The sequence below is a fragment of the Kitasatospora sp. MAP5-34 genome, assembly GCF_029894335.1.
GTDB lineage: Bacteria > Actinomycetota > Actinomycetes > Streptomycetales > Streptomycetaceae > Kitasatospora.
In genome coordinates this window covers 288,619-305,240 of sequence record NZ_JARXZC010000001.1, presented here as the reverse complement: position 1 = coordinate 305,240, position 16,622 = coordinate 288,619, and the positions used below count along the sequence as shown (strand labels likewise).

The window sequence follows — 16,622 nt, the reverse complement described above, 5'->3', positions numbered from 1 at the left end:
TGCCCCTTCTCAGGCTTCGGTCAGCGGGCCGTAGGCGTCCGGGCGGCGGTCGCGGTAGAAGGCCCACTGCTGCCGGACCTCCCCGATCCGGTCGAGGTCGAGATCGCGGACGACCAGCTCCTCGTCCTTGTCGGAGGCGACCTCGCCGACGAACTGGCCGCGCGGGTCGACGAAGTAGCTGGTGCCGTAGAAGTCGTTGTCGCCGTACTCCTCGACGCCGACCCGGTTGATCGCCGCGACGTAGTACTCGTTGGCGACGGCGGCGGCGGGCTGCTCCAGCTGCCAGAGGTAGGCGGACAGGCCCCGGCTGGTCGCCGACGGGTTGTAGACGATCTCCGCACCGGCCAGCCCGAGCGCGCGCCAGCCCTCGGGGAAGTGCCGGTCGTAGCAGATGTAGACGCCGACCTTGCCGACGGCGGTGTCGAACACCGGCCAGCCGAGGTTTCCGGGCTTGAAGTAGTACTTCTCCCAGAATCCCTTGACCTGCGGGATGTGGTGCTTCCGGTATTTGCCGAGGTAGGAGCCGTCCGCGTCGATCACGGCGGCGGTGTTGTAGTAGAAACCGGCCTGCTCGACCTCGTACACCGGTACGACCATCACCATGCCGAGTTCCCGGGCGAGGTCCTGCATCCGCCGTACGGTCGGGCCGTCCGGGACGGGCTCGGCCCAGGAGTAGTGCTCCGGCTCCTGCACCTGGCAGAAGTACGGCGCGTTGAACACCTCCTGGAAGCCGATGACCTGCGCACCCTGCGAGGCGGCGTCCCGGGCGGCCTGTTCGTGAGCCGCGATCATCGTCTCCTTGTCGCCCGTCCACGCGGTCTGGAAGAGGGCGGCGCGCACCACTCGACTCATCGGTCTTCTCCTTCGGTGAAGACGGTACAGACCGTCGAGAGTAGGAGTTCCGGGCCGCCAGCAGTAGTGCTACGCGCGGATAACGTCCAGAGTGTTCTGATTCCCGCCAAACCATGAACAAATGACAGTCATATGCATGGCGCCGGTGCGTTAGATCATGCCTTTCATGGGAATGATGCGTTAATTGACTTTGATCAGGACTTCAATCCCCTGGGCCAGGCTGTCGGCCGTCCCCCGCCGGTTCCACGCCCGCCCGGTCGGCTGGGTCCGGCAGCTCGACCGGACGTCGGTCGTCGCAGGCTTTGCCCGTACTGATCCCGAACAGGCAAGATAGCCCGGTGACCCTCCTGGACCTGATGCCGAGCCCTGCCACTCCCGATGCGCTGTACGAGACCTTCGCCGAGTGGGCGTTGGAGCGCGGCATCACGCTGTACCCCGCCCAGGAGGAGGCGCTGATCGAACTGGTCTCCGGGAACAACGTGATCCTGGCGACCCCGACCGGCTCGGGGAAGAGCCTGGTCGCGGCCGGTGCGCACTTCGCCGCGCTGGCCGAGGGCAAGCGGACCTTCTACACCGCGCCGATCAAGGCGCTGGTCTCGGAGAAGTTCTTCGACCTGTGCAAGATGTTCGGCACCGAGCAGGTCGGCATGATGACGGGTGACGCCAGCGTCAACCCGACCGCGCCGATCATCTGCTGCACGGCCGAGGTGCTGGCCAACATCGCGCTGCGGGACGGCGCGCGGGCCGACATCGGCCAGGTCGTGATGGACGAGTTCCACTTCTACGCCGAGCCGGACCGTGGCTGGGCCTGGCAGATCCCGATCCTCGAACTGCCGCACGTGCAGTTCCTGCTGATGTCCGCCACCCTCGGCGACGTCCGCCGCTTCGAGGAGGATCTCGCGCGCCGCACCGGCCGGCCGACCACCGTCGTACGCTCGGCGACCCGGCCCGTCCCGCTGTTCTACGAGTACCGCCGCACCACCATGCACGACACCCTGGAAGAGTTGCTGACGACCGGTCAGGCCCCGGTCTACGTCGTGCACTTCACCCAGAAGGAGGCGGTGGAGCGGGCCCAGTCGCTGATGAGCATCAACATGTGCACCAAGGCGGAGAAGGACGCCATCGCCGACCTGATCGGCCGGTTCCGCTTCACCACCAAGTTCGGCCGCAACCTCTCCCGTTACGTCCGGCACGGCATCGGCGTGCACCACGCCGGCATGCTGCCCAAGTACCGCCGCCTGGTCGAGCGCCTGGCGCAGGCCGGTCTGCTGAAGGTCATCTGCGGCACCGACACCCTGGGCGTCGGCGTCAACGTGCCGATCCGCACCGTGCTGTTCACCGCGCTGTCGAAGTACGACGGCATCCGGGTCCGGACGCTGCGGGCCCGTGAGTTCCACCAGATCGCCGGGCGCGCGGGCCGGGCCGGGTACGACACCGTCGGCCAGGTCGTCGCCCAGGCGCCCGAGCACGTGATCGAGAACGACAAGGCCGTCGCCAAGGCCGGCGACGACCCGAAGAAGCGGCGCAAGGTGGTGCGCAAGAAGGCGCCGGAAGGTTTCGTCGGCTGGACGGAGGAGGGCTTCGAGAAGCTCATCGCCGCCGACCCGGAGCCGCTGGTCTCCCGCTTCAAGGTCAGCCACGCGATGCTGCTCTCGGTGATCGGCCGCCCGGGCAACGCCTTCGAGGCGATGCGCCACCTGCTGACCGACAACCACGAGGAGCGCTCGGCGCAGCGCCGCCACATCCGCAGCGCCATCGCCATCTACCGCTCGCTGGTGGACGGCGGCGTGGTCGAGCGCCTGGACGAGCCCGACGCCGAGGGCCGGATCGTCCGCCTCACCGTGGACCTGCAGGAGAACTTCGCGCTCAACCAGCCGCTCTCCACCTTCGCGCTGGCCGCCTTCGAGCTGCTCGACCCGGCCTCCCCGAGCTACGCGATGGACGTGGTCTCGGTGGTCGAGGCCACCCTCGACGACCCGCGCCAGATCCTCGCCGCCCAGCAGAACAAGGCGCGCGGCGAGGCGATCGGCGAGATGAAGCGGGACGGCGTCGAGTACGAGGAGCGGATGGAGCGGCTCCAGGACATCACCTACCCGAAGCCGCTGGACGAGCTGCTCGGCCACGCGTACGAGGTCTACGCGCGGGCGCACCCGTGGATCGGCGACCACCCGCTGCGGCCGAAGTCCGTGGTCCGCGACCTGTACGAACGGGCGATGACCTTCACCGACTACGTCGGCCACTACGACCTGGCGCGCACCGAGGGCATCGTGCTGCGCTACCTCGCCGGGGCGTTCAAGGCGCTGGAGCAGACCGTCCGCGAGGAGATCAAGACCGACGACCTCAAGGACGTCATCGCCTGGCTCGGCGAGCTGGTCCGCCAGGTCGACTCCAGCCTGCTGGACGAGTGGGAGCAGCTGGCCAACCCCACCGACCCCGAGGCGCCCGAGGTCGTGCTCGACGACCGCCCGGCGCCGGTCACCGCGAACGAGCGGGCCTTCCGGGTGCTGGTGCGCAACGAGATGTTCCGCCGGGTCGAGCTGGCCGCGCTGGAGAACTACCACGCGCTCGGCGAACTGGACAGCGAGTACGGCTGGGACGCCGACCGCTGGGCGGACGCGATGGACGAGTACTGGGAGGAGCACGACGACCTCGGCACCGGGCCGAACGCGCGTGGGCCGAAGATGCTCATGATCGAGCAGGACGAGGACTCCTGGACGGTCCGGCAGATCTTCGACGACCCGGCCGGTGACCACGACTGGGGCATCAGCGCGGAGGTCGACCTGCACGGCTCCAACGAGGAGGGCCGGGCGGTGCTGCGGGTGACGGCGGTGGACCGCCTCGGCGGGTAGCCTCCGGCAGGGCACGAGGGGGCTGAGCGCGGGACGGAAGCTGCGGGTCTGTGCCTTCCGTTTCGCGCAGTTCCCCGCGCCGCTGTTGGGGTTGCCCGGTTGCCTTGGTTACATCCAGGCGAAGGGGGCCCCGGCCGTGAAGGAGACGGCCCGGGTCGCCGCGTCCAACGCCCCGTCGGGCGTGGGGTTCGCGGCGCGCAGGTCGGCGTAGCGGGAGACGGTGACGGTCACGTAGTGGCCGACCGCCTCCACCCGGCTGCTGGTCAGCGGTTTGCCGGTGGGGAGCGGAGCCGATGCCGGGCTGCCGGGTGCGGGCGGCGCGACCAGGAAGGCCAGCGCCTCGTGGTCACCGTCCAGTGCCTGTCCGGCCTTCGCCGCCGCTGCCGCGTCCGCGAACCGCAGGACGGTGACGGTGGTGACCACCGGCTGGTCGAGGCCGCTGAAGCCGACCGACACATACCCCTGGCAGCCCGCGCCGTGCAGCACGTCGTGGGCCCGGTCCCGGAGCGTCTCGGCGCAGTCGGGGCCCTGCTTGGTGAGGGTGCGCTTCGCCTTGAAGTCGTAGAGGTCTATGCCACGCTGGGCGGGGAAGTACCGGTCGGCGGTGAAGGACTGAGCCTCCGTCTGCGGCTCGGCCGGTGCCGCGCCGATCGCCGGGACGCTGGCCCTGGTGGACGCGCCGGTGGGGCCGAGGCCCGGCGCCCAGTCGCCCGGCTCGGGGCGGGTGACGAGCCAGCCGACCCCGGACACGACCACGGCCAGCGTGCAGCCGACCAGCGCTCGGCGTCGGCCTCTTCGCGCCCGGTGGGTGTGGGCCGGCACGTCGCTCTGCTGGCCTGCCGGGCGCGGATCGCGCTCCCCCTGCGTGCTCATGGCGGAGATTGTAAGCACATACTCCAATCGGTAGATCATCCCCCTGACCTGCTGACCGGGACACCCCGCCGAACCGATCGTCCGCACTACGGTCAGCGCCGGGACTGTGACAACTCGCACACCCCGACGCCGATCTTCTGGCGGGTTCCCTCTAGCCGTGATCGATACCTGCCAGGCAGGATCAGGAACATGGATCTGCTCGACACCCTCACCGCCAAGGGCCTGCGCCGGGAACTCCCCACCCGCGAGGAGGCGCTCGCCGTACTCGCCACCACCGATGACGAGTTGCTGGACGTGGTCGCAGCCGCCGGTCGGGTACGCCGGCAGTGGTTCGGCCGCCGGGTCAAGCTCAACTACCTGGTGAACCTCAAGAGCGGTCTCTGCCCCGAGGACTGCTCCTACTGCTCGCAGCGCCTCGGTTCCAAGGCCGAGATCCTCAAGTACACCTGGCTCAAGCCGGCCGAGGCCGCCGAGGCCGCCGCCGCCGGGCTCGCGGGCGGCGCGAAGCGCGTCTGCCTGGTGGCCAGCGGGCGCGGTCCGACGGACCGTGACATCGACCGGGTCGCCGACACCATCACCGCGATCAAGGACGCCAACGAGGCCGTCGAGGTCTGCGCGTGTCTCGGCCTGCTCTCCGACAACCAGGCCGAGCGGCTGAAGGCGGCCGGCGCGGACGCGTACAACCACAACCTGAACACCTCCGAGGCCACCTACGGCGGCATCACCTCCACCCACACCTACGCGGACCGGGTGGACACCGTCAACAAGGCGCACGGCGCCGGTCTGTCCGCCTGCTCGGGCCTGATCGCGGGCATGGGCGAGAGCGACGAGGACCTGGTGGACGTGGTCTTCGCGCTGCGCGAGCTGGACTCGGACTCGGTGCCGGTCAACTTCCTGATCCCGTTCGAGGGCACCCCGCTCGCCAAGGAGTGGAACCTCACCCCGCAGCGCTGCCTGCGGATCCTGGCGATGGTCCGCTTCGTCTGCCCGGACGTCGAGGTCCGGATCGCGGGCGGCCGCGAGGTGCACCTGCGGAGCATGCAGCCGCTGGGCCTGCACATCGCCAACTCGATCTTCCTCGGCGACTACCTGACCAGCGAGGGCCAGGCCGGGCAGGCCGACCTCGACATGATCGCGGACGCCGGGTTCGAGGTGGAGGGCGCGGGCCAGGTGACGCTGCCCCGGCACCGCTCCGACGCGGCGGCCGGCGGCTGTGGCACCAGCGGTGGGGGCTGCGGCACCAGCGGTGGCGGCGGCTGCGGGCCGTGCGGCTCCCACGAGTCGGCCGACGGTTCGCACGAGTCGGCCTGCGGATCGGACGAGTCGGCCTGCGGCTCCGAGGAGTCGGCCACGGCGGCTCCGGACGAGGTCCGCAGCGAACTGGTGAAGGTACGTCGGCGCGGAGCCGGTACCGAGCTGGCCCCGAACGCCTGAGGATCCGTACCCGTGTCGCAGCAGCTCTCCCCGCACGCCCTGCTCGCCCTCGACCAGGCGCACGTCTGGCATCCGTACGGACCGATGCCCGGCACCGCGACCCCTTACGTCGTGGAGTCGGCGTCCGGCGTCCGGCTCCGGCTGGCCTCGGAGGTCTCCGGCCACCGTGAGCTGGTCGACGGCATGTCGTCCTGGTGGGCGGCCATCCACGGCTACCGGCACCCGGTGCTGGACGAGGCGGTCCGCGACCAGCTGGGGCGGATGAGCCATGTGATGTTCGGCGGGCTCACCCACGAGCCCGCCGTCCGGCTCGCCACCACCCTGGTCGAGATCACCCCGGAGCCGCTGCGGCACGTCTTCCTGGCCGACTCCGGGTCGGTGGCCGTCGAGGTCGCGATGAAGATGTGCCTGCAGTACTGGCGGTCCGTCGGGCGGCCCGCGAAGCGACGGCTGCTCACCTGGCGCGGCGGCTACCACGGCGACACCTTCCACCCGATGTCGGTGTGCGACCCCGAGGGCGGGATGCACCAGCTCTGGGGCGGGGTGCTGCCCCAGCAGCTGTTCGCGGGCGAGCCCCCGGCCGGGTTCGACGCGGAGGTCGACCCGGCGTACGCGGCCTCGCTCGCCGACCTGATCGAGCGGCACGCCGACGAGCTGGCCGCCGTGATCGTCGAGCCGGTGGTGCAGGGCGCGGGGGGCATGCGCTTCCACTCCCCCGGCTACCTTCGGCTGCTGCGCGAGCTGTGCGACCAGCACGGCGTCCTGCTGGTGTTCGACGAGATCGCCACCGGCTTCGGCCGGACGGGCGCGCTGTTCGCCGCCGACCACGCCGCTGTCTCACCCGACGTGATGTGCCTGGGCAAGGCGCTGACCGGCGGTTATCTGACGATGGCCGCCACCCTCTGCACCTCCGAGATCGCCGACGGCATCAGCCGGGGCGAGGTCCCGGTGCTGGCACATGGGCCGACCTTCATGGGCAATCCGCTGGCGGCGGCCGTCGCCAACGCCTCGCTCGGGCTGCTCCTGGAGCAGGACTGGCAGAGCGAGGTCAAGCGCCTCGAGTCCGGCCTGCGCAATGGGCTGGCGGCGGCCGCCGACGTCCCCGGCGTCGCGGACGTACGGGTGCTCGGCGCGATCGGGGTCGTCCAGCTGGACCACCAGGTGGACGTCCGGGCCGCGACCGAGGCCGCCGCCCGCGAGGGCGTCTGGCTCCGGCCGTTCCGCGACCTGGTCTACACCATGCCGCCGTACGTGACGGGCGACGAGGACCTCGCCCGGATCGGCGCGGCGGTCACTGCGGCGGCGGTGGCCGGATGAGCGTCCTCTTCGTCACCGGTACCGGCACCGAGGTCGGCAAGACCGTGGTCACTTCTGCGATCGCCGCTCTGGCCGGCGGCTCGGTGGCCGTCCTGAAGCCCGGCCAGACGGGCGTGGGCCCCGACGAGCCCGGCGACACCGCCGAGGTCGTCCGGCTGGCGGGCGGGCTGACCACCCAGCAGCCGGCCACCCAGAGGTCGGCCACCCGGCAGCTGACCATCCAGGAGTTGGCCCGCTACCCCGAACCGCTGGCCCCCGACACCGCCGCCCGCCGCGCCGGGCTGCCGCAGATCGGGCCGAAGCAGGTCGCCGAGGCCGTGGCGGAGCTGGCCCAGCGCCACGACCTCGTCCTGGTCGAGGGCGCGGGCGGCCTGCTGGTCCGCTACGACGACGAAGGTCACACCCTCGCCGACATGGCCCTGGCCACCGCCGACCTCGGGCTGCCCGTCCAGGTCCTGGTGGTGGCGACGGCCGGTCTCGGCACGCTCAACACCACCGCCCTGACCGCCGAGGCACTGCGCGCCCGTGGTCTGCCACTGCTCGGGATCGTCGTCGGCTGCTGGCCGCGCGACCCCGACCTCGCCTCCCGCTGCAACCTCGCCGACCTGCCCGCCGTCGCGGGCGCCCCCCTGCTCGGCGCTCTGCCGCAGGGCGCGGCGACGACGGGCGGCGCGCCCTTCCTGGCGGTGGCCCGCGCCGGCCTGGCCCCGGCCCTCGGCGGGCAGTGGGACGCGGCCGCGTTCGCGGCGGCGCAGCAGCGGAACTGACGGCCGGCCGGCCCGCCGGTTCAACCCACCAGCGGCTGGACCCGGCGGGTCCAGGAGTCCGGTTGCCTCAACCGACCGGCGACAGCGCCGGGGTGAGCTGCCAGACGGTGGTGGTCTTGAGGGCGGTGTCCTCCAGGTCGGCCACGACCGGTACGTCGTACGCGACCAGGGCGGTGAACCGCTCGCGCGGGAGGTACGCCCGCCCCGGGTCGCCGACGATCACCCGGGCGCCCCTCGCCAGTGCCCGCTCCAGGAACGGCAGGAAGCGGGCGGCCATCGCCCGCTCGTAGAAGACGTCTCCGGCGAGCACGACCTCGGCGGGAGCGCCGTCGCCGTCGAGGAGGTCCTCGACGGCCGCGTCGACCCGGACTCCGTTCGCCTCGGCGTTGACACCGATGGCGGCCACGGCGTACGCGTCGATCTCGGCGGCCCGTACCGACTTCGCGCCGCGCATGGCGGCTGCGATCCCCACCAGCCCCGATCCCGCCGCCAGGTCCAGCACCGTCCGTCCCGCCACCGATTGGGGGTGGTCGAGCACATAACGGGCGACGGCCACGCCGCCGGCCCACGCGAACGCCCAGAACGGGGGCGGCAGGCCGATCTCGCCGCGCGCCGCTTCGGTGGTCTCCCAGAGCGCGATGGCGTCGTCGGCCATGTACAGGCGGACCTCGGGAACGAAGGGCACGAGAGCGAGGTTGGTCTCTTCCTGCACGAAGGCGGTATCCGACATTGTGGTTGTTCCCGGATGAAGGGTGCGAATCTCGTTCGGCATGCCCGCAGCATAGGGCCCCGGCCGGCCCTCGTCGGACTCCACCGGACTCCACCGGGCAACGGCGTACCGGGGGCGCACCGGGTCACCGGCACCCCGCTCGCACCCACCGCGCCGCCGGGCTGCCCCCTCCGGTGCCGATAATTCACCGAACCGGACTTACCGGCAGTCGAGTTGGCCGAGATGTGCCATTGCCTGCCGCCTGCGGACACCCCATCCTGGCACAGGGGTGGCCGAACAGGCCGTGCCGTCCTTTCCAGAGCCCAGCTGACAGCGCCGTCGCGCTGGCGTCGGACCGCGATCCCAGGGACGTGCCGGTGACCGATACCGAGGACCGTGCCAGGTCCAACTACCTTCTCGAGCTGACGGATGACGACCTGCTGCGCCTGATCGACGAGCGGGTGGCCACCGACGGATTCTTCGGCCGCGCCGACTTCCCAACAGATCTGCTGACGATCCATCCGGCTCTCTCCCGGTTGCGAGAAGTACAACTGATACCCCCATTACCAGAATTGATCGAGCGTCAGATCACCCAGCTCGTACGGCTCAACGGGGACGGTACGTTCTCGTTCCTCGTCATGCGGCTGGACGACGCCGCCGCACTGCCCTTCCTGCTACCGGAGGAGGCCCGGACGGCCCAGACCCTCCGACTGATCGCCGTACGAATGCTCCCGCTCGGGGCCGTCCTGGGCAGGTTCGTCGCCGAACACCCGGAGGTCACGGGTTCGCTGCCGTTCTCGCACGCCGACGCCGGCCGGGGGGACGGTGTGGTCCTGTCCTACTGCAGCGCGCGTCCCGCACACGCGTTGCTGCCCGACTCGGACTTCCTGCACCGCCGCGCCTACCAGGACTTCCAGGACGAGTTGGCCGCAGCCGACGTGCCGTGGGAGGAACGGCAGCCGGTGGCGTACTGGCGCGGTTCGGCGACCGGGCCGAAGGACAGCGATCAGGATTGGCGGTCGATGCGCCGCTTCCGGCTCTGCCGGCTGGGGTTGGAGCTGGCGGACACCGGTCTGCTGGACTTCGGGGTGACCCGGGTGACGGACCGCTTCCGCGACCCGCAGGTCATCGCGGAGATCAGGGGCAGCCGCCTGACCGCCCCGTACGCCCGGGCGATCGACCAGGTTCGCTTCAAGTACCTGATCGACATCAACGGTCACACGGTCACCTGGTCGGGGCTCTTCGTACGGCTGCTGACGGGCAGCGTGGTGCTGCGGGTGGACTGTCCGGAGGACGGCACCCGCCAGTGGTACCACGACCGGCTGGTGCCGTGGGAGAACTACGTACCGGTCCGGGCCGACCTGTCCGACCTGGTCGAGGTGGTCGGCCGTCTGCGGGACAACGACGAACTGGCCCGTGACATCGGCCGTCGCGGGCGGGAGCTCGCCCTGTCGCTGACCTACGAGGGCGAGATCGAGCGGGCGCTGCCGGTGCTGCACCGGTGCCTGCTCGCCAATGCGAAGGTGGACGGGCAGCTCCGGTCGGCAGTCGACCCGGCGGCGTTCGGCATGGGACGGAAATGATCACGAAGACTGACGAACCGGCAGCTGATCTTGTTCTGTACAACGGGAAGGTACTCACGCTGGACGGGCGGTCGACCGTCGCCGAAGGGATCGCGGTGCGGGACGGCCTGATCCAGGCCGTGGGCAGCGGCCGCGAGGTCCTGAGCCTGGCCGGGCCGGCCACCCGGCGGGTGGACCTGCGCGGGCACACCGTGATCCCCGGCCTCATCGACGCCCACTTCCGGCTGATGGACCGCTCGACCGCGCAACTGTACGGCGCGGACGTCTCGCTGGCGGACAGCGTCGAGTCCATGCTCGGCGCGGTGCGCCACGCCGCGAAGCGGATTCCGCCCGGCGCGATCATCACCAGCAACGCCGGATGGTACCCGCAGATGCTCACCGAGGGCCGGGAGCCGACCCGCGCCGAGCTCGACGAGGCGGCCCCGGACCACCCGGTGGTGCTACGCGGCGAGCACCTCTACCTCAACTCCGCCGCGCTGCGCAGGTTCGGCATCGACGCGCGCACCCCGCAGCCCGAGTACGGCTGGATCGAGCGGGACCCGCAGACCGGCGAACCCACGGGCATCCTGGCCGGCGACGCGGCGTTGCTGCTCGGCGGGGCGCATCTGGACTTCACCCGGCAGCAGCGGACCGACGCCGTGCGCTGGGCGTTGGGCGAGTGCGCCCGCGCGGGGGTGACCACCGTCCGCGAGGGCGGCATCCGGCTGAGCGACCTCGGGGTGTACCAGGAGCTGCGCGACGCCGGTGAGTTGCCGATCCGGGTCGCGGCCCAACTGGCACTGGACATCGGCGCGCCGACCGAGAAGATCATGGCGGAGCTCGGGCGGCTGCCCGGGCCCAACCCGGTGGGTGACTCCTGGCTGCGCATCGACCACGCCGGTTACCTGTTCGCCGACGACGACTACCACCGGATGATGCTGACCGGCCCGGTGCACAGCGGCCGGGTACCCGCCGACCGGGCCCGACGCTACTTCCGGGACCGCTGTGCCTCCTGGGAGCGGATCGAGAGTGTCGTCCGGGCGATGGCCGAACAGGGCTTCAGCGGCGGCATCCTCGCCGGTGGCGACGCCGCGCTCGACGGCGTGCTCGACCTGCTGGAGCGCGTGAACGCCGACACACCACTGGCCGACCGGCGTTGGGTGGTCTCCCAGGCCGTCTACCCCAAGGCGCGGCACCTGCCACGGCTGCGGGCACTCGGGGTGGTCCTCACACCGATGTGGCACCACCTCTACTACTACCCGGCCCTGGTCGCCTACCACGGACGGGAGTTCGCCCAGACCATGGACCCGTTCCGGACCCTGCTGGACAGCGGCCTGCGGGTCGGCCTGGGCAGTGACGTGTCCCGGGTGCCGCTGAACTACTTCGCCGCCATCGCCTTCCTGCACACCCGCCAGACCTGGAAGTGGGGGCCGGTCAACGCCGGTGAGGCACTCTCGCGCGAACAGGCACTGCGGATGCTCACGATCAACAACGCCTACGTCACCTTCGAGGAGGACCGCAAGGGCAGTCTCGAACCGGGGAAGCTCGCCGACCTCGTGGTGCTGTCGGACGACCTGATGACGGTACCGGCCGAGCTGATCGCCGGCATCCGGGCACTGGTCACCATGGTGGGCGGCCAACTGGTCCACCAGGAGCCGTCTTTCGTCCTGTCGCCGTGATCGCGCCGTCCGCCGGCGCCGTGCTGTGAAAGGTGGTGAGTTCAGCCAGTGATCCCCGCCCGTCGCGTCCTGACTTCGGCCACCGCGACGAACCAGCGTCTCGGCCACGAAAACCTGGGGTTCCTGTCGGAGAGCCACGGCTTCATGCCGGTCCGCCCTCCGCTGGCGCAGCTGCCCGGAGCCTTCGCGGTCTGGGACGAGATCGCCGCCCAACTACCGGAACTGACCCGGACGTTACGGGTCCGACCGGCGCTGCGCCGACTCCCGGTGCTCGACGCGGCGGCCGAACAGCTCCCGGACGAGGCGCTGTTACGGGCCTCCGTCGTACTCAGCCACTGCGCACACGCCTTCCACTACGTCGGCCCGGGGGCGCCCGGCCCGATACCCGACCCGGTCATGCGGCCGTGGCAGCAGGTGAGCGGCCGCCTGGACCGCGCCCAGCCGCACATGTCGTACGCCGACATGACGACCTACAACTGGCGTCTGCGCGAGCCGATCTGCGCGGACCCGCTGCGCGTGGAGAACCTGGACCTGCTGGTCGCGGTCTGGGGCAACGAGGCCGAACGGCTCTTCCTGGCGAACACGATCGAGACCCAGGCACGCACAACTCCCCTGCTCGGCATGCTCGTCAGGGCACAGGAGGCCGCCGTCGAGGACGACGAGGCGGCACTCGCGGACGAACTGCTGGGCATGGCCGACTGCTTGCGACGGCTGACCGCCGAGACCCTGCCCAAGATCGACCCGAACGAGCTGAGCCCCTACGCGGTGGACCCCGTGGTGTGGTCGAAGACCGTGGCCCGGCTGTCCGTGTCGATCAGCGCGGGCGTGCCCGGGCCCGCCGGCGCGGCGACACCGGCGCTCCAGGCGCTGGACGCGTTCTTCGAACGGACGCGCTACGGCACGCAGGTGGGCGCGGAGAGCGAGCTGCTCCGGGCCTGGTTCCCGCCGCACTGGCGGGACTTCCACCAGGCGGTCGGCAAGGTGTCGGTACCCCGGTACCTGGAGGGGAAGCAGAACACGGAGCTGACCAGGCTCTTCCGCGACGCACTGCACTCCTACGCGGGCGAGTCCGGCTTCCTCGGCCGCCACCGGCTGAAGGCCTACGGGTTCACGGAGGCGTCCTTCAAGACGGGCCGGCCGTCCACGGCGGCGTTCGCCGGTTCGTTCCGCGACCGTTCCTGGGAGGAGGTCGACCAGCAGCTGGACCTGGCCCGCCGGGAACGGTACCGGCACTTCGCCCCGCACGACGACTGCCACCGGGCCCGGGTCAAGGACGTCACCAGCGTGTCGGGACGCGGGGACGTGGTCGGCGTCACCCTCGAGGTGGAAGGCGGCTCCCTGCACTACCGCCCCGGCGACCGCTGCGCCGTCCTGCCGGAGAACGGCGCTCCACTGGTGCAGAAGACCCTGCTGGCGCTCCGGGCGAACGGTGACGAGCCGGTCGAACTGGACGCACGATGGCGGCGCGCACTCAGCTACCGGGTCGGTTACGAGCACTGCCGCACGATACGGCTGCGCGATCTGATGCGCTTCGGCCGGATCCGCCCGGTCCAACAAGCCGTCGCCCAGCTCCTCCTGGAGCTGACCGGTAGCCCCGCGCTGGCCCGGATCGTGGAGTGCCAGGCCGAGCAGGAGTGGGAACTGTGGGACATGTTCGAGCTGCTGGCGGGCGAGTCCTGGCAGGTGGACCGGTGGTGGCGGGACGCCTCCGCCCACCCCGTCCTGTGCCGGCTGATACCACCGGAGGGCTTCCGTCAGTACTCGATCTCCTCCGCCCCAACTCACGTTCCTGGCAAGGGTGGTGTTACTCGGATCGAACTGACGGTAGGCCGGCTGGCGTACCGGACCCTCACCACCGAGACGTCCCGGGAGGCCATCCGCGCCGGTACGGCCTCCAGCTTCCTGGCGGCCGGGCCCGACGACGGCGTGACCATCCGGATCGTCCCGTCCGCACAGTTCCACCTGCCCGCCGCGCTCGACCGGCCGCTGGTGATGTTCGCGGGCGGCACCGGGATCGCACCGTTCATCGGCTTCCTGCGGGATCGGGCACAGCGGGATCGGGCACAGCAGCCGCAGGCCGAGCGGGACTGGCTGTTCTTCTCCGCCCGGGACAGCTTGGACTTCCACCATCAGCGCACCCTGGAGGAGTTCGCCCGGCGCGGGGTGGTCGACCTGACCGTGGTGTTCTCCCGCGAGGGCGCCCGACGGCACCTCGCCGACGAGCTGCTCAGCCAGCAACACAGCTCCAGGCTGCAGAAGTTGATCCGCCCACCGGCCGAGGGCGGTCTCGGGGGCCACTTCTACGTCTGCGGCAGGGCGGAGTTCGCGCAGAGTGTCACCGAGGCGCTGGCCTCGGTGATCGAGCGCGAGCTGCCCGGCACGGTCACCGGCGCCGCCCGCCATGCGTACGCCCGGCAGACCCTCGACCGGATGGCGGTGGAGCGCCGGTTCCAACGCGACATCTTCGCCTCCTACACCCGGCTCTCCGGACCCGACGAGACGTACGACCTCTCCGAGATCGTGCTGCACAACGACGAGGACAACGGCTACTGGCTGATCATCAACGGCGAGGTCCACGACGTCACGCCGTTCGCCCGGGCCCACCCGGGGGGCTTCGCGGTGCTGCGGGCCTACGCCGGGATGGACGCGACCACGGCGTTCCGGACCGTCCGCCACCATGTGCAGCCGGAGATCCAGTCGCTGCTCACCCTCTGGCGGATCGGCACCCTCCGCCTCGGCGCCCCCGGCCGACCGGCGTCGGCGGCGCATCTCGCCTGGGCCGCCTATCTGCTCCGCCTGGTGGAGCTGCAGAACGCGCTTCTGGGTGACCACGGCGTGCAACTCGGGGCCGTCACGCACGACGAGTCGGCCGGCCCGGCCTCGCAGTCACCGGCGAAGACGCTGCTCGCGCTCGACAGCCACCGCAGGTTCCTGACGGACCACCTGCCCTGGCTCACCGGTCCCGCTCTGGACCAGGTGTGGCAGGCCGTCGGCACGGACCACGACGACTCTGCGGACGCGGACGGCTGGCGGCAACTCGTCGCGTCGGCCGCCGAAGGACCGACGCTGGATCAGGCCCTGATCGACTGCGACGGACTGATCCAGCACCTGGCCACCACTGCCGAGCGCGAACCACCCGACGGCCAGGGCGAGTTCGACGCCTTGGCCGACCGCTGCGCCGCGCTTCGACACGACGACCAAGAACTCGTGGCACAGTTGAAGTCCGTCGTACGCGGGGTCGTACGCGAGCACGAACGGCAGCCTGCCGCCCGCTCCACCGACCGGGTCGGCGAGACCGCCCGAGCGGTCGCGGCAGTGCTGGCACGGTACGGCGCGCGGGTCGCCCGGCACACGGCGATCGCGCGGTTGACGCGGAATCATGAGGGGTGACCGCGATGGCACGGGACAGCACACTCGACGAGTTCGGCCTGGACCGGGTACGTGGGTTCCTGCCGGTGGAAGATCCGCTTCGCGCGCTGCCGGCGGGGTACGCCGCCTGGGAGGAGGCGAACATCGTGCTGCCGGGCCTGCTGCTGGCCGGGCGGGCGCGCGAACATCTCGACCGGCTACCCGAGTTGGGCACCGAAGAACTGCAGGGCCCACGGCAGGTGTGGCGGGGCTTCCTGCTGGTGTCGGTGCTGGCCAACGCCTACATCATGGGCGGCACCGAGCAGGCGGCCGTGCTCCCCCGCGCGCTCGCCGTCCCGCTGCACCGCCTCGCGGAACGCCTGGACGTCGCGCCCGTGTTCAACTACGCCGCGATCGTGCTGCGCAACTGGTCACGGATCGACCCGTCCGGGCCGGTCGAGTTGGGGAACATCACGCCGCTCTGCTCGTTCCTCGGCGGGGTGGACGAGGGCTGGTTCCTGATGTCGATGACGGCGATCGAGGCCAAGGGCGGCCCGGTGCCGGCGGCCCTGCTGGAGATCTCGCGCGCCGTCGCCGCCGGCGACCACGCGGCGGCGGAGAAGGGCCTGGCCACCACCGCGAGCTGCCTGGCCGCGATGACCGACACCTTTGCCAGGCTGTCCGAGAAGTGCGACCCGTACATCTTCTACCACCGCGTCCGCCCGATCCTCGACGCGTGGCAGCAGCCCGGCGTGATCTACGAAGGGGTCTCCGCGGAACCGCAGATGTGGACGGCGGCCAGCGCGGCGCAGTGCGCGCTGATCCAGGCGCTGGACGCGGCGTTCGGCATCCGGCACAGCGGCCACGGCGGCGAGTTCCTCCGTTCGATGCGGCGCTACATGCCGACCGGGCACCGCGTGTTCATCGAACGGTTCGAACGCGGACCCTCACTGCGGGACCACGTCGAGGGGACGGGCGCCCCGGCGCTGCGGGACGCGTACAACGAGAACGTGCACCTGCTGAGCACCCTGCGGCGCCAGCACATGGAGATCAGCGTGCGGTACATCGCGCAGCAGGCCCGCGACCAGGGCGGCACGCGCTACGGCACGAGTGGCACCGACTTTATCCAACTGCTGCACGCGGTGCGGCGGGAGACCACGGACAGCGGTATCTGACCGTACGACGGGTGGAGGGGCTTCGATGGAGTGCGACATTCTGATCGTGGGTTCTGG

The 16,622-nt window shown here is 71.0% G+C and carries 11 protein-coding genes; 8 read left to right on the top strand and 3 right to left on the bottom strand.

Translation table 11 applies throughout. The features are described from left to right. Nucleotides 1-9: 9 nt before the first annotated feature. Nucleotides 10-852, bottom strand: a complete 843-nt coding sequence (locus P3T29_RS01400; RefSeq protein WP_280714332.1) for a nitrilase-related carbon-nitrogen hydrolase — start codon at nt 850-852, stop codon at nt 10-12. Between the two features lie 338 nt (nt 853-1,190). Between P3T29_RS01400 and P3T29_RS01395 the strand changes: the two genes are divergently transcribed. Then, the gene (locus tag P3T29_RS01395; RefSeq protein ID WP_280714331.1) at nt 1,191-3,701 is read left to right on the top strand and encodes a DEAD/DEAH box helicase; all 2,511 of its coding nucleotides are present in this window, start codon (nt 1,191-1,193) and stop codon (nt 3,699-3,701) included. 108 nt (nt 3,702-3,809) lie between these two features. Here the strand turns inward: P3T29_RS01395 and P3T29_RS01390 are convergent, their stop codons facing one another. Then, nucleotides 3,810-4,574 carry a hypothetical protein gene (locus P3T29_RS01390; RefSeq protein ID WP_280714330.1) on the bottom strand — a complete coding sequence of 255 codons (765 nt, stop codon included), beginning with the start codon at nt 4,572-4,574 and terminating at the stop codon, nt 3,810-3,812. A 189-nt stretch (nt 4,575-4,763) separates the two neighbouring features. Here P3T29_RS01390 and bioB point away from each other — a divergent pair, with 189 nt between their 5' ends. From bioB to bioD, 3 genes are read left to right on the top strand one after another with little or no spacing between them, the layout of a single operon-like run. Then, nucleotides 4,764-6,008, top strand: a complete 1,245-nt coding sequence (gene bioB / locus P3T29_RS01385; RefSeq protein WP_280714329.1) for a biotin synthase BioB — start codon at nt 4,764-4,766, stop codon at nt 6,006-6,008. A gap of 12 nt (nt 6,009-6,020) precedes the next feature. After that, nucleotides 6,021-7,325, top strand: a complete 1,305-nt coding sequence (locus P3T29_RS01380; protein ID WP_280714328.1) for an adenosylmethionine--8-amino-7-oxononanoate transaminase — start codon at nt 6,021-6,023, stop codon at nt 7,323-7,325. Further along, on the top strand, nt 7,322-8,092 hold the full coding sequence (gene bioD / locus P3T29_RS01375) for a dethiobiotin synthase (protein WP_280714327.1): 771 nt from the start codon (nt 7,322-7,324) through the stop codon (nt 8,090-8,092). Before P3T29_RS01380 ends, bioD begins: the two co-directional genes overlap by 4 nt. Nucleotides 8,093-8,159: 67 nt before the next feature. On the opposite strand, the gene P3T29_RS01370 is transcribed toward bioD, so the two are convergent. Beyond that, nucleotides 8,160-8,822, bottom strand: a complete 663-nt coding sequence (locus P3T29_RS01370; RefSeq protein ID WP_280714326.1) for a 50S ribosomal protein L11 methyltransferase — start codon at nt 8,820-8,822, stop codon at nt 8,160-8,162. Between the two features lie 356 nt (nt 8,823-9,178). Between P3T29_RS01370 and P3T29_RS01365 the strand changes: the two genes are divergently transcribed. The 4 genes from P3T29_RS01365 to P3T29_RS01350 are packed head-to-tail and all read left to right on the top strand — an operon-like array spanning nt 9,179 to nt 16,565. After that, nucleotides 9,179-10,384 carry a glycosyl transferase family 90 gene (locus P3T29_RS01365; RefSeq protein ID WP_280714325.1) on the top strand — a complete coding sequence of 402 codons (1,206 nt, stop codon included), beginning with the start codon at nt 9,179-9,181 and terminating at the stop codon, nt 10,382-10,384. Beyond that, entirely contained in the window at nt 10,381-12,042 is a 1,662-nt protein-coding gene (locus tag P3T29_RS01360) for an amidohydrolase (protein ID WP_280714324.1), read from the top strand. The genes P3T29_RS01365 and P3T29_RS01360 overlap by 4 nt, the downstream gene beginning before the upstream one ends. A gap of 48 nt (nt 12,043-12,090) precedes the next feature. Continuing rightward, nucleotides 12,091-15,432, top strand: coding sequence for a cytochrome b5 domain-containing protein (locus P3T29_RS01355; RefSeq protein WP_280714323.1), 3,342 nt, complete (start codon nt 12,091-12,093; stop codon nt 15,430-15,432). 5 nt (nt 15,433-15,437) lie between these two features. Then, entirely contained in the window at nt 15,438-16,565 is a 1,128-nt protein-coding gene (locus P3T29_RS01350; protein ID WP_280714322.1) for a hypothetical protein, read from the top strand. The last annotated feature ends 57 nt before the right edge of the window (nt 16,566-16,622 follow it).